This window comes from Flavobacterium azizsancarii (assembly GCF_027980145.1).
GTDB lineage: Bacteria > Bacteroidota > Bacteroidia > Flavobacteriales > Flavobacteriaceae > Flavobacterium > Flavobacterium azizsancarii.
The window spans coordinates 36,260-58,059 of record NZ_JAMZNK010000015.1 but is presented as its reverse complement, the minus strand read 5'-3'; the positions used below and the strand labels follow the sequence as shown (position 1 = coordinate 58,059).

Sequence of the window (21,800 nt, the reverse complement as noted above, 5' to 3'; positions counted from 1 at the left end):
TATGCTAATAATAATCTTTTTTTTGAAATACTTATCACATGACCCACAATTTTAAGTTATAGATTTATAAAAAAACCTCACAGCAATGTGAGGTTGTCATTTTTATTCTACTCTTTGTAGATTCTCTTTGCTAATGCAAAGTCAATCAGCAAAACCTCTAATAAATTATCAGCTTTTCGTATAACCCCTAAAACATTTTACAAAATTGTTCTCAAAGTAAGCAAAAACTATTGGTAATAAAATTTCACCTATCAAACCTTCAATCCGTACTTCTACTAATAATACTTAGTATAGATAAATTACCAATTTATAATTCAACTATTAGACGTGAATTGTCAGGAAAAACTATTACTGCCTGATTATTTTTTTTATATACTTCTTCAATGCCGCCAAAATCTGATTTTCCTATTAACTCTTTTTTATAATTCAATAAATTAAATTTAAAAACATCAAAATTAGAATCCTGGAAAAAAATATTATTATCAATTAAATACATTTGACCTCCACTTATATCATCTGACGAAGTAAATTTGCCCACAACTTTATCTGTCCTCGTTTTAAAATCAAATTCATTGAGTTTCTTATCATAGGTATAAAAAAATACTTTATTATTTTTTATAAGCGGCTTTAACCTCTCTTCAAACAATAATTGTTTTTTAAAAACTACTATTCCTGTTTCTTTTTCTACTAAATATGCTCCGCCATTTTCATATGAATTATTAAAACCTAAAAATATGTAATCTTCATAAAGTAATGATGTATAAATTCCATCTTCTAGTTTTTTACTCCATAATACTTTACCGTTGGAAATATCAAATGAAGATATAGAGTTACAATTCCAATTTGAGATGTAAAAATTATTGTTGTCAACAATAACTGGGTAAGGAGATAAGTCTGGACTATGGCAATCATCTTTATTTCGTAAAATATTATACAAAACTTCACCATGTTCACTATTAAAAACCATAAAACCATAATTTTTAATATTAATTAAAATTGTTTTTTCATTTAATTTGATGATAGCCTTTACAATATTTGGGGTTTTCTGTTTCCATAAAACCTTTTTAGTTTTTAGATCCCAACAACAAATAACATCGTTTGATTCTGAAAAAAATATCTTATCATTAAAAATTAAAGGCTTATAACCAAAACTATTAGAGAGATTTTTTTCTAAAACTTTTTCATCATTCAAATCTTTAACAACCAATATGGTATCCTCCGCAACATAACAAATATAATTGTCAACTTTATTAAAATTAGAAATAGTTGTTTTAGTATCCAATTGGAAAAATTTATAGAATAATAATAGTAATACTACCATGATAAAAATTGTTATATAATATCTCATAATTTAAAAATTAAAATGCTGTGAATCTTACTGCTCCTCCATTTTTAATTAAAGGATTACAACCGCCTAAACTTCCACACTTTTTATAATAAGGTACAGCTTTTTTCATACCGTGATCATACCTTTCTTTCCAATTCATTAGATTTCCTTCAAATTGTAATTCTGGGGTATTACCGAAAATTACTCCCAATGAAAATAATCCTTCTTGTTTTGCCATATCAGAAAGCGTACCTAAAGTAGCTTTACTTTGTCTTTTATAAATCGGGTCCACCACATCACGCTGTTCATGAGTTAAAGTGGCTCTATCCCAATTGATTGCATCATTACCTTTAAGAGCTGGCCCATCAATCAAATCCCTTAAATTATCAAACACATCTTCAAAAATTGCTTTATTACCATCTTGAGCAAATTTTAATTCATCACTAGAAAGTTTCCAACTAATCAAAACATTTTCAGTAATAGACATTTGTTGCGCTATAATATATGCCGCACCTGCCCATACTGTTTCAAATCCTTTAGATTCGGTTTCTGATTGAAACCATCCATAAAAATCCGTCCTTTGAGAAATTGTTTTATATTCTTTATATCCATCATTTTGTTTCAAATTATACTTATTGGCACTTTTCCAAACATCAGTATTTTTTAATCGATCCTTTCGTAACCAATCACCTTTTCCGAGCTTACCTGTATAATCATCATCATACTCTTTTCTGCCATCTGGGTCTACTAAATTAACAGGATTGTTAAAACAATATCTGTACGGAGTCCAATTTGGGGTTGATTCTGCTAGTGGATCTACACTCAACCAAAGCGAGGTCTTCATATCCAAATACCTAGCGCCGTAATAACTCAGATTCGTCTCACGATCCAACTCTTTCCCATTAAACAAATAAGGACTAGAAAACGAACTGGAATGCTCCTCAAATAAAACCTCTCCAAAGGCAATATACTCGACATGCTGGCTAATACTTCCGTTTTTTGCTGTAATATACGAAGTACTTCCCAAATGATCAGGGTGAAAATAAAAAATATCCTTCTCTGGTAAACCAATTCCTGTAAATCCTTCTCCAGGTTTTATGGTTGTAGGTTCTACAGGGGGACCAAATTGTACCGGTGGTCCCGGCACATCGCCCGGAGCATTAAAAATCGGATTTCTTGGCCAACCTTCCGGTGGTTCCTGATTTTCTTCAACAGGTTTTATTACTTCACTTGGGTACGGATTACCTGTAAACTCTGGTGTGGCATAAATACCCTGTTGCGTTGGCGGTCCCGGAGGTACGCCTAAACTTTTTACATACATATCTAATGCCTTCTGCTGTTCGGCTGTTAGTTTACTATAATTGATTCCTCCCGCTGTTAATTTTAGAGGTTGTGCAAAAGTTCCGTTTCCTAACTTGCTCACGATACGTCCTGCGCCGTCAAAATAATGTTTGGTAAATTTTCCTTTACTTATTACGAAATAAGGAGATATATAACCTGTATAATCATCCGTATGCACAATGGTTGCCGCAGTTTCTCCGTTAATCGCTACGTTTTGAGAATCTCCTGAGCTTTTTATTATTCTTTCTCCCGCTGCGTCGTATGTATATTGGTGAATTCTTCCGTTATCGTTAATACCTGACAAACGGTTTTCTTCGTCCCAGGTCATTTTTCTGAAACTTAGCCCCCCAGCCCCCGAAGGGGGAGTTTCTTCGTAATACGTAGGATTACCGTTGCCATCATACACATATTGTCGCGGTTCTGTCTTTCCTGCTTCAACAATTTTGCTTGGTGCGTTAGGATGTAATTCGTTATCATAATTATAATCTAACACATAGCCTTTTTGTTCGTTGTTTATCGTATGCACTAAATTTTTAGTCGTGATATTGTGCATCTTGTTATAACTCATATTCAGCTCATAACTTGCCTTTGTAAACTCGCCCTGATAGGTTGCTTTTGCTGATTTTAATCGATAAAAATCATCGTATTGGTATTCGTGAGCCGAAGTCCCGCCCAGTGTATTGTTTACAACTGGCGCACTATTTTTGATCCCTAAAACATTACCTACCAGATCATAACTATACGAGTTATTCATGACTTGTCTCGCAGCACTTTTTACCTGCAATTGCTGTAATCTGCGCATTACAGGATCATAGGTATAATTGGTTTCTGTACCGTTACCGTACTTTAAATATTTGCGCTGTTCGAATTCGTCATAACTCAGTTGTTTGATGTAATCGTAGGTGTGGCTTTCTTTCTTCCCCTGCATGCTTTGTAGATTCCCTGCACGGTTATAGGTATAGTTTACTACCTCTCCATCCGGATAGGTCATTTTCTGGATCCTGTTCCAGGTATCATATTCGTATTGCGAAATATAGGTTTGAATATCAGTTGGAGTGATACGAAGTGTACGAATTTCTTTTTCTACTTCGCCTAATTTTCCGTAGAAAAATTCCTGTCCGCCACTGGCATCCTGTAAAAACCATAGCCTTCCTCGACGTGATGCGGTTCCGTCGGCTTTACCATAATTATACTGCACATTATTCTGCGGATTTTTAGGGTATTTAATGGTTTCTAAACGGTTGTAATTATAAATATATTCTATCGCTCCTCCATTTGAAACTGTATTTTTAATATCCTGTGTAATACGGCTTATTAAGTTCCCTGCTAAATCATACTGCATTGTTATAGTTCCTGCATCAGGATGGGTAAACTCAACACGTCTGCCTAGCCAATCGTAACTACTTTTGGTGATATGATCCATAACATCGGTTACTTTAATCATTTCTCCTAATGCATTAGTTTCAAACTTAGTCATCAAATCATTTTGCATACTTAATAAACTCTGACCTTTTGCATCTGTATAGGTTTGGCTTGTTCTATTTAAGGCATCAGTTTTTGTAGCATGCAATACTGTTAGACCATCATAATTTTCTAAGGCAAAAGCCATTGTATTTTTACTTCCGTCCGGCAATGTTACTTTTACTGCACGGCTCACTTCGTCATATTCAGTTCTAGTTGGCGTTATATCTGATATTTCGGTGCTAAAATTATTATCAATTGTTGTGGTTGTGGTTGGATAATAACTTACTATTTGTCTACCTAATCCATCATAAATAATTTTTCCGGAAACAATTTGCGCTTCCTGATCTGCACTTCCTGCTGCTGTAAACAAACTGGCCGTTTTCTTTACCTGCAAAGCTCTTCCTAATCCATCAGCATATGTAAAAGTTTCAATATTCTTATCAAGTTCCGGATCGTAATTTTTGGTTTTAGCATACGGTACCTTGGCTTCCGGGAAATATTCATACGCGATTGTATATGGTTTTCCGGAGGCAATTTCGTAGGGTGCTCTTATAGTTGCAATACGACCTATTCTGTCTAGTGTATAAAGTGTAATTTGATCATTACGATCGGTTGTTTTTATAGGTATACCAAAACGATAATTGTATTCCATTTTGTTTTGGTATCCAAATGCATCTTTGATCTCTGTCATGAACTGATGATTCTCCGGATCATACGTATAATCCAATGTCATACGCTGTGCTTTGTGATTGGCAGGGCCTGTTATTTTCTGCAGATTCCCATAAGTATCATAGGCTAAATCTGTAATTGCAATTTTATCTGCCGCGCTGTAATTTTTTACCTGAATAACTTCAGCTGTTGTGGTGTTGATGGTTGTGGTTCTTTTACGGCGTAAACCTTCGCTAGTAAACACTTCTAACTGTTTTGGTATTCCGCCATAGTAAGGCGTGCTGCTTTCATAATAACTAATTTTTGCTGTTACTTTTTTAGCTGCGCTACCGTTTCCTAAATCCTCGTATTGTGTGATATTTCCGTTGGCATCATAGGTGTTAAATCTATTGGTTTCGAGATAATCGCTTCCGCCTTCGTATACTTTTTGATTGGCGTGAATCATTCCCACAAAAATACGTTTAGCATCACATGATGGTAAATTCAACTCTGAAACAGCAACACTTGCCTGTGTCACTACATCTGTAAAACTATATTCGTTTTCACCTTCCTGACGCATTTTGTTGTTTTTATCTAACGTATAACTTCTTTTTAAAAGATTTTTACGGAAATAATCCTGGTTGTAAAATTCCTGAACAGTAGTTAAGAAAACTGAATTATCGGCAGCATCAATTTGCTCTTCAATTACTTTTCCGAAACCGTAAAATTCTCTTTCTCGACGATCATGATATCCGCCCTCATATCTAAATTTTGCTAATGAGTGATCAATCCCATCACCCACGTGACCGTCAAAAACATCAACGGATTGTAAAACCCATTTGGCCGAAGGATTTTCGTAGCTTGGTTTTACTAATTCGTAATCTACCACATAGCTGTTACCTGCGCCATTGGTTACTCCTTTCAGTTTATTGGTTCTCTTAATATTGGATAGGCGAACTACCAAATGATCTTCATCATCAGAAAGTACGTAATCCAGGTTTCCGTCACCATCCATATCGTTAAAAGTAGCTTCGGTACGAGAAGTACTGAAACCTGCAGAAGCACCCAGACTAGGGGTAATTCTAATCAAGAAAATAGGAATATCATAACTAAAACCTGTACTAAGTCCGTAATTCGTACTATTATTTTCATTCATTCTTGAATACTTAGGATACTCAACTGGTGCCATAAAACTATCACCCATATTTAAAGCGACCATCATTTTACCACCACTATAAATCACTTTATCGGTAAGTCCGTCTGAATTAACGTCAAGCATTAAAGTCTTTGAATTATCAGTTCCTTTTCCAAAATTGAATCCACCAGTAAATGAACCTGATTTGTATGACATTCCGCTAGAAGGACTTATGGCCCAATTCTCAGAATAACCCGTTGCAATACCATCAAAATTCCATTTTTCTTCGGCTAAAAATCCATAACCTGAATTTAAAGCTACTTCTCCAGTTTTCTTGATTCTGTCAGCAAGTCCGTCGCCATTGATATCAATATACATATACTGAGACTCATCTTCATTGGTTCCCATATTACCGGATAATGACATAGTTGCCGAAATACCTATTGATTCCTGTACAGATCTAAGCTCATTTACCATTGAGCAATTACTATCTGAAACAGCTACCATTTTCTGAACCGTTTTTGTAAAACCATGAGAATAACTTCCATCAGAACTAATACCATCTGATTTACTCTCTCCATGACTGTAATTGTAAATTTCGGCTTTTTGATTACTTATTCCTCCTATCGGAGAAGTAAACTGTACCTCTTTTCCACGAACATAATCAGGAAAACGGTCACCGTTAAAATCAGCCATAGTCTGAGTAACATAACTTTTTCCTGTTCCTTTACTTCCTCCCGGTCCAAGTGGTCCTACTTTTAGTCCGGCAGAATAACTGGTACTTTCGTTCTCACTTAAGATGTTTAATGCCATAGTTCCTCCACCGTCTAGACTTGGCAGACTTGCATCAAAATAAGAGGCAATATCATCTTCTCCGAGACGCGAAGTTCCCATAAATCTGCTGTCGATAAAAGTGGTTTCTTCCAGACCAGTCATATTATTTTTAGAATATATGCTCTGCATAGCTACAAAGTAGACTTTTGCAATATCATAACCCTGCTGCTCAGTTTCTGATTGGTTTTCAGGATCTAAATTTGGCTCTGCATTATAAGCATCAGATGTTTTTAATTGCGACACCGCTACTACATCAGAAGCAAAAGTTCCTGTATTATTAATAACAAATCCGCCCCATTCTCTGTGCCCTAATCCTAACTGTAATTCTTCAGCAAAAAATGGCGAATAAACAGCGTATCTATTTGTATCTGCAGACCAGATTGCAGCAAAATCACCAAGTACATTTAAATAAACTGGCATTTGGAAAAGAGCAGCACAATATTGAGTTATTTCATTACTTTCCAACTCCGGAACGCTAATTTCCAAATCAATTGGTAATCCGTTTATAACTTTTGAAAAATCTGCTACCGGCTCTAAAATTGTCAAATCTTCCTGTAAAACGGCATTTACCATTTTATAATATTTTCTGGCTACTAACTGGTTATTTTGCTTTGCCGTAATGGTTACATTGCCATTTAATTTTGCTTTAAGAGGATTAAATCCAGGGATTAAATCAAGATCAGTAGCTGCTAAATTAAGGGATAGAATTCCATCAATAGTAGCAACTTTTTTCTCAATAAGATAATTTCCCAGTCGTTTTTTATAACGTTGCAAATACACATCTATTTTCTTATTTTCAGATACAGCAGGTGCCACAGCTGGCATATTTATCGAAGGATTAAAAGTAATGGTGTTCCAATTTACATTTGTCTGACTTTCTAAAACAAAACGAATCTGCGAAGTTGCATTGTTATTTAATACTCCAATGCTACTCATATTAAAATTAACAGCTTGATTTGCTTTAAACTGCTTTTCAAATAGTACTGTTTCAACTGCTCCGGTATCCAGATTTTTTCTAAATATTCGAAGGGTTACATGATCTGATGTAATAGGTTTTACAAAAGTTCCCGCAAAAGAAATTGTACCGGCTGAAACTAATAAGCCCGAATTTGTACTGCTTACAAAGTCTTTTTCGGCATCATAATTTTTCAGTGAATATAAGTTGGCATCTACAGCATCATCATCTATTGGCAATAAACTGCCTGTATTGTCATTTACTGTGATATACGAAATCTTTGGACTCCACAAAACCTGATCAAAACTTCCATCCATCACAGAACTTACCCTGAAAAACAGCTTCTCACCTTTTGTTACGGTAATTACATCTTCTTTAGTTTTACTATTATAATCTTTTGCGTCAATAGCTTGTTTCCATACTAAACTATTTCCTTGTTGAAAAAACAATTGCACACCATCGGCTTTATCTTTTCCATCATTGGTTAGATATTCCGTTCTTTCTTTTGATAAATCTTTTTGTAATTCATAGGTATGAGAAACTTTGATCTGTCCGGTTACTGGTGCTTGCCACATACGAACCACATCATGCAGCGGATTTTTAATCTGCATCTCCTCGAAAGTCATTGCAGGTGTCGGAAAACTCAGACTAAGTTCTCCATCTCCCGAAACTGGTGAAGGTGTACCTGTACTGCTAGTTTTAAAAGTTGGAATTCCATTAACTAAACGGTTGTAATAAACCTGCCCGTTATTGGCAAAGTCAACTAATCCGTCACCGTTAAAGTCCATAAAATAACTTTTGGTTTTGCTATTTGTATATTGCTTATCAAAACCAACACTGGCACTAACTTTTGAATATCCTATAACTAAATCTACTCCCCAATTAAAAGTTTTACTGGATGAGTTTCCTATATTATTTAATGAGATTTCCTGAATTTCACCAAAACCATTAATTCCCTGGTTCGAAAGATTTTTTCGGTAATAAACATTATCTCCTTTTCTAAATACTTTGTCCGGAAGCTGATCACCATCTAAATCTTCCAGGGTAACAATAGTTTCAGATGATCCCCAACTGTTTCCTCCGTGCGCCCCTACAGTATTTTGCTTAAAATTTCCAGAATCGGCAGATAATCCAACTCCAATTCGATAATTAACCCCGGCTGATTTACCGTTCGAACTATTGCCCAGCGTATGTTTACCGGAAATATCTATATTAGGCAAGATATTATTTTTTAAGTGGTCATCCGGCACACTCCAATTCTGTTCTGGTCCAAAAGGATTATATTTCCCCGAAGCATCACGAATATCATCGAAATAATTCAGCGTATTAGTATAAAACAATTTAGACTCTGAGTCGTATTCTGAAATCGATTCAAGCAATGTTTTCTTAAAAGCGCCTTCTTTATACTTCAGTTCATAGCTACGTACCATATCGCTTTTGTAGCGGACTTCGATTTTTCGCAATAACTGATTGTTCAGTTGCTTGAAACCTAATCTTGCCGAAACTTGTACATCAGGACGATTGGCTTCGCCTAAATCTCCGTTTTTTACAAAAGTTACGTTGTAGTTTCCTTTTGTACTGCCAAATCCTGTATAATATACTTTTTTAAGATAGAGCTCGCCGTCTTTTTTATCGTATTCGTATTCAACTGTATTTCCTTTTAGATCAACCTGAAGACAAAGTGCCCAATGCCCAATATTTCCGGATGCATCCTGCAATATTCCTCCACTCGAAAGTCCTGAAGCAGTTCCTCCATAATAACTGGCAACTCCGCTTTTGTCCCTTACAATCCAATAATAATTTTTAGGGGATGATCCTTTACGGATAATTTGCTGAAAAGCACCTTCGCGTCTTGGGTAAAATTGTTTGTCTGTTGTTCTGCCTACCCATTCGGTTCTGTGTGAGTTCGGGATTAATTGTTCTCCGGCAATCGCATAAGTCTCTGTTTCATTGGCAGCATCGTATCTTGGTGCTCCCCAACGGGTTTCGATGCTTACTGCCGGTGCTGAAATATCCCAGCCCATACCTGCCCAGCTATGTCCGCCATCGCTGTCATATTGCAGGTTAAATGAAGGCTGCATCCCTCCTCTTCCGTTTGGAATCACAATAGAAAATCCGGTACTTGCCGTTCCTCTGCCATTTGCCGAAGGTGGTGCGATTGACTGAATTCCAACTAACGGACTTGCCGCTTTTAGATCCTTGATGCTTGTTGGTGTATAACCGGAAGTTTCCGGAGATTCCGGCATTTTGATGATTCCGGCAATAAAATCAGTAAAATGGGTGGTTTTTGCCTTGATGATTCCTTGTTTAATATCTAATGAATCTTTGGTCACTTCCTGCCACAATCTTTTGTTTTCATCAAAATAAAATACATTGATATCTTTCTCTGTATAACCTTCGGGAATTGTTTTTTTGTCGTACGGTAATGATAAAGTCACTGCTTTATCGAAGACGGTTCCGTGTGGCAATAATCTGAATCCTGCATTTGCTCCTGTTACATTGACCATTGCAGCGTTTAATGGTGCAATATCAATTTTTCGTAAAGCACTTACGGAGACCGAAACATCATTTTTTAAAGCTCCAACCGGAAAAACAGCAAGAAAATCTTTGTACGCTAATTTATTTTCGGTTTGAAAATGAATTATTTTTGTGATTCTTTCTTTTGCATTTTCTAAAGGTCTGAAACTATCTACTTTTAAAAACTGATTTACCTCTAAATGCTCATTTATAAGTACTCCTGTTGTCGTTTCTTTGCTTACAAGAATAGTTTTTCCTGCAGTTGAGCTTTCTAAAACCAATTCGAATTCCGGCTGATTGAGATCAATCGAAATTCCGCCAATACTCATCTTTTTTATCTGGGATGGAAAATTAGTACCTTTTATGTAAAGCTTATTGCCTGACTGTAATAAAGTAAAATGATTAGAAGGAATGGCAGATTTATAAACAATTCTAACATTTTTAATTCGGTATGAATTCGAAATTCCCTCGGGAGCGGTAAATAATAAAACATTATCTCCTTCTCGCAATGATTTTTCTGAAAGCAGCTCGGATTGTTTGTTCCAGTTTTTATTCTGGGATAAAAATTGTCCTCCAATACTAGGCTCATTGTTTAAACTTCTTGAAATCGATGCTGCCTGATCGTAACCATACAATTCATATTCTAAATAGGCACTTTCGTCATTTGATGGTAAAACATCTACCTTGAGATGAAAGACGTTATCATAAGCATCATCAACATCAGATTCATCCATTACACCAATAATTCCTTCGGAAATATCTGCACTAAATGACTTTGTGTTTTTATTTTCGTTTTTAAGAACTGTAATAGAGTCTGATTTTGAGACAGTCAGTTCCTTTTCTGGAGTAGTTTGAGTAAATAAAGAAACGATCTTGTATGGGCCAAAATTGGCTGCAAACAAAAACGAACCTATTAAAAAAACCAGTATTATAATTTTATTTTTCATAAAGCGGGGTAATCGATTATGGACAATCCATCTATTTCTTCAATTCTTTCAATCTCTAATTCGTGTAATCTATTGACAAACAGACCTGAATTACTTCACAATAACTTTGAAAGTTTTAGTTCCAAAATCTGAATTTACTGTTACCAAATACATTCCGGCAGCATTTTTTATAGCATCTTCATACAAATAAGTTTCTATCTGCGTGAATTGTTTTTGTTTCACCAGTGCTCCTGTGGGACTATAAATTGTGATGGTTGCATTGGTCTTTTTGGGAAATTGCATTGCTACCGAAAAACGACCGTCTATGGTAGGATTTGGATATAAAATCAATACGCTTGAATCTGTTATTTCTTTTCCGTCAGAGGTAACTGCAATCTTAGTGGCTGTTTTACATTCCTGACCATTTAATAGTCGAAGTTCATAAATACCGGGCTGATCGATTAGTATTTTAGGATTGTTATCTATAAAATCACCTTCATAAAACCATTGGTATTCATAATTACCTTTTGGCAAACCGGCACTTGCATCAAGTGTCAGGGCGTTTCCATCTTTTAACAGATAATCAGATTTCAGATTTGGAAATGTTCCTTGTTTATCTGCTATAAAAACAGTTTCTGAGTACAAATTCCCTTTTCCGTCACGAACGATATAATCATAAGTTCCTGATGAAAGCTGTAATCCTGTCGTACTTTTTGCTGCCTGGTTCCATTGTTTTACTACAACATCACTTCCTTCTTTTTTTACGGTAACAGTAAACGGTGCTTCACCGCCTTCTATGCTATAGTTTAAACCTCCTGATCCTATAACTCCACAAGTGGCTTCGGTAATCCAGACTCTGCTAAACATCTCGGGGGCTACTTTCAGCGTAAATTTGGCTTTGCCAGATTTTTGTTTGTCCCAATTGAAATCATTCAGCGCCAATTTTTCTGTACTCGAAGTACTTGCCAGACGAATGTATTCGGAATCTTTTTCGTCATATGTTCCTTTGCCTGAGTAATCGACTAATAACCAGTAATAGGTGTCTTTGGGTAAAGTCCCTTTGATAAAATTTGGATTAAAACTCCAGTCCAGACTCAAATCCGCAGGATTTGCAAAATCCAATTGCCACTCTCTTGCAATCCCGATTGGCTCGCCTTGTTCTTGTTTTTTTACCAGAAGATTTTTTCCGTTATCGCTCCAGAATGCAAAAAAATTATCCGGAATTATATTCGATTTACTTTTTAATCCAATGGTCAAAAATCCTTCTTCTGCCATATTACTGCTTTTGGGCTGCAATAATCCGCTGGCATCATCACGGCCAATTCCGGTAATCGAATTTTCGAATCCTTTATGCTGATTGATGTCCCAAATGGTCTGTCCTTTACTGTTCAGGTAATTTTTATTATCAAACTGCGAAAGCGAAATACCATATTTAACGGCTAAATAACTTGCTACTTTTTGGGTTTCAAAACCTGACAATACTCTGTTGTACACCAGAATTTCGCTTATGCTTCCTTTAAATTCTTCGGGTGGTAATTTTTCAAGTTTGGACTTTTGCCCTATCGTTAATGAAGATAACTTTGCAAGACTATCGGTAACATTCTGCTGAAAAAAATGAATGTTGGCTTTATGCGGTTTTATTTTTTCCTGATACGATTGATAGGAATATTTTTTTAGATCGACCAAACGTTTATTGGTCGCTACAGAAAGTGTTTTTTTAGGATCGTTTATTGTCCATAAAAATTGCTCTTTTAAACTGTCTTTTACTTTATAAACCATAAACAAAGTTTGCTTTCTTTTACTTTCTGTCCCCAGAGGTAAAATCAACGAATCTTGTTTGGTATCAAAAACAATACTCGGATTAAAATTAAAAATAGCTCCATTATGTTTTCGGTCTGATATTTTTGCTTCCTTTTTTGTGAGGTTTTCCCAATAATAAGCATCACCACTGCTTCTGGATTTAATCCAAAACTGTGGTTCTTCTACTAATCCCGGCACTGCTTTTTGCTGAGAAAAGATCGCATTGGTCATTAATAAAGCTATAAAAACAGGTATACAAAAAATCTTTTTACACATAATTTCCTAAGTTTAAGGATGGGGGCGATGATTAGAAATTAGCTAAATCATCAAAGTCAAAAGAATAACCAATTATCAATGAAATACTATTGATTTTGTTTTTGTTCTCGCTATAACGATGTCCGTTTTCCTCTGTTGCCAGCGCATCTGTAAGTCCTAAGGTATAACGCGCTCCTATAGAAAGTTTTGAATTGAACTCGTATCCTGCAGAAAGCATTCCATAAAAATAATTTTTACCGGTTAAGGACTCTTTCAGTACTTTTTGCACATTGGCATCGGGTTCGAAATAAGCTCCTGAGTTGCCAAAAATCTCCTGACTATTAGAACTGTATTTAATATTATCACTGGCAATATTAAAACCTACATACGGACCAACTCCTAAATAAAAACCTTCAACAGGATAATATTTAAACTGTGCCCCAACATTTAGATAGCTATAGCCAAAAGTCATTTTGTATTTAAGTCCTTTTATGTCTTCATAATTTAAATCTGTTCCCTGTCCTGAATATGAAATCTCTGTTTGTATACTCACTTTGGCATACGGATATTTCCAGTTGATTACCAGACCTGCCGTTGCTCCAAACTTACCTTCTTCGGCTAGCGTATATCCTTCATAAATTCCTTTTGGAACAATGACATCGGGAAGATTAGACATTTTAGAATAAATTCCGCCGGCAAAAAGACCATAGGTAATCTCTCTGTCACCTTGTGCAAACAACGATTTTGTGCTTACTAATAGAAGAAGCAAAATAATTTTTTTCATTTTTTTTATTGAAATTACCATTGATGAAAACTATAGCCTAAAGAAAAACATACAACACTGCTTTTGTTTTGATTTTCGATAAACTGAAAGGAGGAAGAATTACTTTTTACTACATCTTTTACACCCAGGTAGTAACGTAAATCAAAATGGATACTTTTATGCAGTTCGTAACCTACGGCAAAACATAATGAGAAATCATCTGTACCATCAAGACCGTCTTTATAAAATTGTCTTGTGGCTACATCATACATTCCTCCGGCTTCGTTGGATTTATAGGTTACATTATTGGCAGATAAACTGATTCCGTAGAAAGCTCCAAAACCTAAATTCAAACCTTCGTATGGGTATACTTTGTACAAAGCTCCAATTTGCAGATAAGCATAATGCAAACCAAGCTCAAATTCTTTGCCTGTTGCATCATGATAATTTACTGTTTCGCCTGATTGTCTGAATAAAATTTCAGGTTGTATGGCAACCCGGGTATCATAAAGTTTGAAGTTTAAGAAAAAACCGCCTTCTAATCCGTAAGCACCTTTGCTTTCCATCACGCTATTGTCGAAAGTATTGTCTCTTCCTTTAATGCTTTCCGGCAAATTGCTTATTTTAGAAAATAGCCCGCCAAACTTGAGCCCGTAAGTAATATTGGTTTCATTTTGTGCATAAACTGCACCGCTAAAAAAACAACAAAATATTAATAAGTGTAATAGTACTTTCATCCAAAAAAATTTTGGCGAATATATGTATTAATTTCCAATTTACACTACCTGTGAAATCGATGAAATACAAATTAACACGATGAAATACATAATATAGGTATTTTGAAAAGAAAGTTTATAATTTTATGTTTTTTGGCAAAAAAGTTAATTTTACTAAAAAAAGATAGTTTTTAAAAGTGAAAAATTAACAAAAAAAAATCCTTTCACATATTGAAAGGATTTAAATCTTACTAATGATATTACTGAATAAAAAAGTATATCACGCTTTATTTTTTTATCTAAAAAATACCCATGTTCTCAGGTTTAATAGTAAAGCCAATACGTACCATACTCCTGTGTTCCTGATAATCGATCAAACTTTCTGTATACCCAACAAACCATTGAAGGGTGAGATAATAATTTTCGTTTTTGTATGGTCTCCAGTTTACTTGTGTCTGCAGGGATCCATATTTAATAACGCCGCTTCCTTTTCTAAAAAGAACATCTGCGCTCCATCGTCCGGGTTGTATCTGATATGTTGCACTTGCTTCTCCATATCCTACATATTGAGTGAGATATGGATTATCTTCTTTATCGACTATAGGAATCCAACCTCTAAGCCCAACAACCCATCGTGGAGAAATTTGCGATTTTAATGAAAAGGCAAGCATATTCCAGGTTCTGGAATAAATAGAATCTCTTCCGTTCGACTCGTGTTCTAAGGAGACGGTCCCGTAGGTGAGCCTTCCTCCTTTTAAATAAAACGGACGAACGAGGGCTACTCCAGGATTAAAATTAATCTCTGAAAATGGTTTTGAGCTTGCATAAATATCCCAAAAGGCTTTTTGAGTGTACATTAAATACGGAAAAAAACCACCCCATAAAGGTTTTGAATTCAGCCTTAACTTAAAACTTACCTGATATTTTACATCGGCTGTATTGCGGGTAATAGCAGTATTGATTGGTACTCCTGTTAGAAAATAATTGTCTTTGTGCACCGAGAAACTTGGCTCTTTGAGCAGCGAATCTGCCGCACGAAAATTTTTCGAATCTTCTACAATTTGTGAATTTGTTTTAACGGAAAACAAAATGAGAAACGCTAACAGGTATTTTAAATACATTCTTACAGTTTAAATTGAAGCTTATTTTTAGTTCTTTACTAAGGTAAGGTGTATGGGTATATTTTATTAACTCAAAAAACATAAGTGTTAGCTCATTAACGTAAACCTATTGATTCTAATTAACTCAAGTAGGTTAGTTAATCTGTGTTGTCCCTACGGCAATGTCATTAAGGTAAGAGATTTTTCAATGCAGATTAACTATTTCTGTATCATTAACTCTATCAGAATCCGCAATCTTTTCATCTCAACAAAGAGACCCGAGCTATAGCGAACAGGCGAAGCAAATCAAACAAGAAACGCGACAAAGATTGACGAATAGCTGAACGGAAATAATAGTGTGATCTCTCCTTCGTCGAGATGACAAACTTTGTGTTTAAACTTTGCGGAGAATGGATTAAAATCCATCCCTACAATATATTTTGTTCCTCCGGAACTCTTTCTAAAATTTCATAGTAATGGGTTCTTTTGCAGCAACGGATTTTAATCCGTTGAAAAAAACAAAAGATTTGGTTATAACAATCTACTACATTACCAACAAAAAAATATCTTTATAATTATTTGATTTTCAATTTCAAAATATTCACAGAATAAGCAGGTAATCTCAATTGTGCTTTCTCTCCTTTCAATTTGTATTCGCTTTCTTTTGGGCTTATTTTTTTAGGGTCAGCAAATGTATTTTCATCTTCTAAATTTGGACTTGTCAATGTTATTAAATTTCCTGTAGACTCCAATTTACTTCCCTTTACATCAATGATAATATCCTGCACCACTGCTGCTGTGTTTACTACTTTTATGATCACTTCTTTGGTTTTAGTGTCTTTTACCGCAGAGGCATATAAGTTGTTTTGCCCTGTTAATGTTTTTCTGTCTTGGGTAATCGTTAATAAATCTGTTCCTTTATTGAGCGAAAACAACTTTTGCACATAATAATTGGCAGAGCCATAGGTTTCGAGATTATTGAACCAAATCATGTCCGGTGTCCATTGCCAGGCATCTTCATGCGCCATTAGCGGTGCATAAGAAGTTAAAGTAACGACCTCAGCATTTCGCTCTAATCCCGTCATAAAAGCAGCTTCAGAAAAAGCACATTCCCAATTATTCCTGTTATTGGGATTTGCACCTGAAACACTTTGTGCAGCATATTCGCCAGCAAATATTTTTGGTCCTTTTCTGTCGTATTGATCATAACGGGCCGCATTTTCTCTAAACCATTGGGGACTTTTATAATAATGCTCGTCTATGAGTTCTGCATCCAGTTTTTTAAGTTCCTGCATTGCGTAATCAAAATGTTCTCCATCCGGAGACGGACCGCTTCCTGAGACGATAATTATTTTTGGATATTTTGCTTTTATCGCTTTTTCAAAAACTTTGTATCTTTCAATATAATCGGATCCCCATTGTTCATTTCCAACACCAATATATTTTAGATTGAATGGTTTTGGATGTCCCATATCAGCACGCAATTTCCCCCATGGCGTATCAACTGTTCCATTCGCAAATTCAATCAAATCTAAAGCATCCTGTATATAAGGATCTAATTCTTCTATAGGTGCCAATTCTCCTGTATTGTATTGGCACGCCATTCCGCAGCTTAAAATAGGCAATGGTTCTGCGCCAATATCTTCAGAAAGCTGAAAATATTCATAAAATCCCAATCCAAAACTTTGAAAATAATCCGGCGTCTGTTTGTGTCCAAATTCGACATTCCAGCGGTTCATCATCGTTTTTCTGTTCTCTACTTCTCCTACTGATTTTTTCCATTGATAACGATCTGCCAGCGTCCTTCCTTCTACGATACAGCCACCAGGAAAACGTAAAAATCCCGGTTTCATATCATACAAAAGCTGAACAATATCTTTGCGCAAACCATTTTTTCTGTTTTTCCAGGTGTCTTCCGGAAACAACGAAACCATATCTAAATCGATGGTTCCAGTACCTTCAAAAGTTATTTTCAATTTGGCTTTTGCCTCGGTTTGAGCAGCAGTAAATTGTACGGTATAATTTTTCCATTCTTTTGATGACGGAATTATAACAGTTTCGCCCAACACTTTTTGCTCTTTATCAATAAACTGAATAATTATTTTTTTGATAGTTCCATCAGGATTAGCTGCCTTTAGGGAAAGATTGTATTTGGCGTCTTTCTTAATTCCCATTCCTCTAAATCCTTCATTGATGATAGCATATCCTTTATCGTCATTGATAAGAATACGGCAAAAGTTGGGATTGGTTTTATTTTCTGATACGTTAACAGGTGTTGCTGCACCGGAGTGCATATTCATAGAAGACCTTTTGGTATTGGGCTGCTCCCATCCCATTAATGGTTTATCAAACTCAAAAGAGCGGTTTTTAATCATTTCGGCATACAACCCTCCATCAGCGGCAAAATTGATGTCTTCAAAAAATAAACCAAACATTGTAGGTTGTATTTTGGCAACGGTCTTCGCAATATCAACTTCTAATGTTGTCTTTTGGGCATTTACATAAATATTGCTTAACAACAGCGTGCAAAGGACCAATTTTATAATAGTATTGTTCTTCATTTTATTATTTTGAATTGAATCTATTGAAATTAATTTTAACATATCGAAACATAGGCTATTGTAAACTTAAAAAAAGTATTTCACTTAGCTAATAATACACATATCTGGCTATTTGAAAAAAACGAGTTTATTTTTTACTCTTTTTTACCGCTTCTAACTTCTCAGGAAATGCTGATTGCCCTTCGAGATTATTAATGATTAACGCATCTACATTTTTACTTTCGACTGCATAAGTAAAATAATCCGGTTTATTTTTTCCCCATTCTACGGAACAGTTCTGCATTTTTATTTTTTCTGCCGAATCAAAATAAAAACCGGCGGTGCTTCCTTTTACAAAACCTTCTAAATCAGACGGACGACGATCATAAATACCGCCTTGATGCGGGGTTGTTTTATCAATAAAAACGCTGACATTATCAAACACAATATTTTTTATTTTGTCTTTTGATTCTGCACTTACATATACTCCATTTTCTCCTGTGCATTGAATATTGCTAAAATAGATGTTTTTTATTTCACCCACTTTTCCCTCAACAGCATCTTTTGGAAAACGCCAGTTTGCATCTTTATGATTTCCTTTTGCCCTGCGATATGCCGTAATATAGATAGGTTCTGCTTTTCCCCACCAGGTATCTGTGGTTAATTTTGCTTCGATAATTATATTCGAAAATAAAATGTCGCTTACGGTTCCTTCATCTCGATTTTGAATTCCTAATGCACGATTGCTGTTTTTAATGATGCAATTATTGAACACAACCTGTCTGATCGCATCCATATTTTCTGAACCAATTTTGATCGCACAGCTGCTGCTGGTCATAGTACAATTGGTAACGGTTATGTTTTCGCAAGCGCCAAATTCTTCAAATTCACGTCTGTTTTTCAGACAGATGCAATCATCGCCACTTTCGATATAACAATCGCTGATACGCACATTCTTGCAATGATCTAAATCGATACCATCGCTATTGCGGACTTTCAGACTATTGAGTAATGTAATACCACTAATGACAACATCATTACAGCCTACAAGGTGAATCGTCCAATAAGCAGAATTACCGATATGAACATCTCTAATCCTGATATTTTTTCCGCCAATAATAGTCAGCACATGCGGTCTTGGATCTAAGACTGTAAAAGGTTTCAAAACATAAGAATCTTCGAGTTCCTCTCCCATAAAAGAAATCCCGTTTCCGTCTATTTCTCCCGTTCCGCTAATGCTGAAATTTTCTACATTTTCGCCACCAATCCAGATGGTTCCTTCTCCGGGATTACTGCGAAATGCACTTTTGGTATATAGTTTTTCATCCGGACTTGCCAATAATTTAGCGCCTGCTTCCAGATGAACATTAATCCCTGATTTTACATTAATTGGTCCTGCCAAAAAAGTAAATGGTGCGGGTATTAATACTCTTCCACCTGTTTTACTACAGGCATCTATTGCTTTTTGAATTGCCGCCGCATCATTGGTTTTTCCATCTCCTTTGGCTCCGTATTTTTTTATATTATAGACCTTTTGTGCTGAAGCGGTCAAGGAAAGACAAAAAAGTATTATAGCGATTATAAGTTTCTTTATCATTTTATTTTTTTATTAAAAGATTGCTTTAAAACGAACGCATGGACATCAGTCTAAAATAAACACGTATTTTACTAATTGTCACTAATTACTTTATGAAATTAATTTCACAAAGTAGGTTAACGTAATTGAAATTTGCGCGAATTAGTCGAAGCAAATCCATGTTTATAATTGATTCATACTATTCGTGTCTACACGGCAGACTCTAAAATTACTTTGTGAGTTTTGGTAATTAAATTTATTTTGATGGCAAGACAAACGTATTTTGTTCGGGTTCTATTTTTCTTTTTAAAGCCGCAGCATCCAGATTATCAGAGCGAACATCCTTAAAAATAATTTGATTCGTTTTGTCCGAAGGCACATTTACATCCCTCATAACAAGTCCGTTTACATCATCAAAAACAAAAGCCGGACGGAAATCTTCTTTTTCGAGAGTCACTTTTATATTTTTCATTACGATTCCGTTTACGTGTCGAACATAAAATCCCCATGAAGGCAATTCTCCAAACATGGTAAATTCCGGATACCCTTTTATATTTTCCAATACATCTTTTAATCGGGTCAAAGGCAGATACGCCATTCCTTTTGAAGCTCTTCCGGGATATGTAATTTCGATATTTTCGAGAGTTACATTTTCGATAGGATATCCCGGGATTCCGGCAATCGAAGAAGGGAATGGATTATGGAAATAATCTACTTCGGGTCCGCGTAAATCATAATCGATATCCGGGCGTCCGAAAGGAATTTGGGCTTTTACGTTTTTTATCGAAACATTTTTAATATAACCCGGTTTGTCTCCGTTTCTATGGCCTAACCTGATCAATATCGCATTTCCTGTATTTACGGCAGTAATATTCGAAACGGTAATGTTCTCAATTTCGGCACCATCAACAGATTCTATAGCAATGGCCGACCTGAAAGTATCAAAAACCTGAATGTTTTCTATTGTTACATTTTTGAAACTCCCATACGAACCTGTTCCAAATTTAACGGCATTGGCACTCGATCTGATCGTGCAGTTGGCGATATAAATGTTATTGTTCTGCAATCCCGGAGAATCTGATTTCAGACAAATTCCATCATCAGCAGAATTGACGTCACAATTTGTAATTCTTACGTTCTCACATCCGTCAATATCAATTCCGTCATTGTTCCAATACGCTCTGCTGTCAACTTTTATTCCATCGACCACGATATTACTGCTTTGCTCAAAACACTGTACCCAACCTGAACTGTTTTTTAGTGTAATAAGTTTCATTGTGATAGAATCGCATTTTACGAAAGAAACCAATTTTCCTCTTCCGTCTCCGGGACGCAGTCTTCTGTAATTATAACTGGCATCTATTTTTACTCCTGTATGGTGCAGACTGTCCACTGCCAGAGCCAGTTCCCTGCCCTGTCCATCAATAATTCCTTTTCCTGTAACAGCAATATTTTTTGCCGTATGAGCCAGAACCAAAGCTCGTACTCCTTCTAATTTTGGATAATCATTAGGGTCTGTACTTCCTAACAAAATTGCGCCTTCTTCAAAAAATAATTCGACATTACTTTTTATTATGATGCTGCCTGATAAAAATTTTCCTTTTGAAAAAACAACTCTTCCTCCTTTATTTTTATTAGCCGCATCAATCGCTTTTTGAATTGCTTTTGTATTTAATGTCTTTCCATCGGCAACAGCTCCAAAAGCAGTTACTAAATAGTCTTTTCTTTTTCCGGCATGCATTTCAACATTAAAACTGAGCTGTAAAAGAAAAAGTAAAACGATACAACTTCTGAAAATCTTATTATTATTATTCATAATGCTTTGTTATTTAATAAACGCTTTGAGACGTATTACATAAAAATTTTATTAAACACACAGAAATATATAATTTAAGTATAAATA

9 protein-coding genes are annotated in these 21,800 nt (G+C 35.5%); all 9 read right to left on the bottom strand.

Features of this window, described 5'->3' with window-relative positions; all coding sequences use genetic code 11:
• Nucleotides 1–307: 307 nt before the first annotated feature.
• Entirely contained in the window at nucleotides 308–1,321 is a 1,014-nt protein-coding gene (locus NJT12_RS11200) for an outer membrane protein assembly factor BamB family protein (RefSeq protein ID WP_271335993.1), read from the bottom strand.
• A 37-nt stretch (nucleotides 1,322–1,358) separates the two neighbouring features.
• The gene (locus NJT12_RS11195; protein WP_271335992.1) at nucleotides 1,359–11,168 is read right to left on the bottom strand and encodes a SpvB/TcaC N-terminal domain-containing protein; all 9,810 of its coding nucleotides are present in this window, start codon (nucleotides 11,166–11,168) and stop codon (nucleotides 1,359–1,361) included.
• A gap of 90 nt (nucleotides 11,169–11,258) precedes the next feature.
• Complete coding sequence (locus NJT12_RS11190) at nucleotides 11,259–13,223, bottom strand: T9SS type A sorting domain-containing protein (RefSeq protein ID WP_271335991.1); 1,965 nt, start codon at nucleotides 13,221–13,223, stop codon at nucleotides 11,259–11,261.
• Nucleotides 13,224–13,254: 31 nt separating this feature from the next.
• On the bottom strand, nucleotides 13,255–13,986 hold the full coding sequence (locus tag NJT12_RS11185; protein WP_271335990.1) for an outer membrane beta-barrel protein: 732 nt from the start codon (nucleotides 13,984–13,986) through the stop codon (nucleotides 13,255–13,257).
• Nucleotides 13,987–14,000: 14 nt separating this feature from the next.
• On the bottom strand, nucleotides 14,001–14,702 hold the full coding sequence (locus NJT12_RS11180) for an outer membrane beta-barrel protein (RefSeq protein WP_271335989.1): 702 nt from the start codon (nucleotides 14,700–14,702) through the stop codon (nucleotides 14,001–14,003).
• A 278-nt stretch (nucleotides 14,703–14,980) separates the two neighbouring features.
• Nucleotides 14,981–15,802, bottom strand: coding sequence for a phospholipase A (locus NJT12_RS11175; protein WP_271335988.1), 822 nt, complete (start codon nucleotides 15,800–15,802; stop codon nucleotides 14,981–14,983).
• Between the two features lie 554 nt (nucleotides 15,803–16,356).
• Nucleotides 16,357–18,342 carry an alpha-L-arabinofuranosidase C-terminal domain-containing protein gene (locus NJT12_RS11170; RefSeq protein WP_271335987.1) on the bottom strand — a complete coding sequence of 662 codons (1,986 nt, stop codon included), beginning with the start codon at nucleotides 18,340–18,342 and terminating at the stop codon, nucleotides 16,357–16,359.
• 127 nt (nucleotides 18,343–18,469) lie between these two features.
• Nucleotides 18,470–19,918 carry a glycoside hydrolase family 28 protein gene (locus NJT12_RS11165; RefSeq protein ID WP_271335986.1) on the bottom strand — a complete coding sequence of 483 codons (1,449 nt, stop codon included), beginning with the start codon at nucleotides 19,916–19,918 and terminating at the stop codon, nucleotides 18,470–18,472.
• Nucleotides 19,919–20,153: 235 nt separating this feature from the next.
• On the bottom strand, nucleotides 20,154–21,713 hold the full coding sequence (locus tag NJT12_RS11160) for a glycoside hydrolase family 28 protein (RefSeq protein ID WP_271335985.1): 1,560 nt from the start codon (nucleotides 21,711–21,713) through the stop codon (nucleotides 20,154–20,156).
• Nucleotides 21,714–21,800 lie beyond the last annotated feature (87 nt).

Coding starts and splice junctions, on each gene's coding strand:
- NJT12_RS11200 (WP_271335993.1), bottom strand. CDS start 1,321: ATGGTAGTATTACTATTATTATTCTATAAATTTTTCCAATTGGATACT.
- NJT12_RS11195 (WP_271335992.1), bottom strand. CDS start 11,168: ATGAAAAATAAAATTATAATACTGGTTTTTTTAATAGGTTCGTTTTTG.
- NJT12_RS11190 (WP_271335991.1), bottom strand. CDS start 13,223: ATGTGTAAAAAGATTTTTTGTATACCTGTTTTTATAGCTTTATTAATG.
- NJT12_RS11185 (WP_271335990.1), bottom strand. CDS start 13,986: ATGAAAAAAATTATTTTGCTTCTTCTATTAGTAAGCACAAAATCGTTG.
- NJT12_RS11180 (WP_271335989.1), bottom strand. CDS start 14,702: ATGAAAGTACTATTACACTTATTAATATTTTGTTGTTTTTTTAGCGGT.
- NJT12_RS11175 (WP_271335988.1), bottom strand. CDS start 15,802: ATGTATTTAAAATACCTGTTAGCGTTTCTCATTTTGTTTTCCGTTAAA.
- NJT12_RS11170 (WP_271335987.1), bottom strand. CDS start 18,342: ATGAAGAACAATACTATTATAAAATTGGTCCTTTGCACGCTGTTGTTA.
- NJT12_RS11165 (WP_271335986.1), bottom strand. CDS start 19,918: ATGATAAAGAAACTTATAATCGCTATAATACTTTTTTGTCTTTCCTTG.
- NJT12_RS11160 (WP_271335985.1), bottom strand. CDS start 21,713: ATGAATAATAATAATAAGATTTTCAGAAGTTGTATCGTTTTACTTTTT.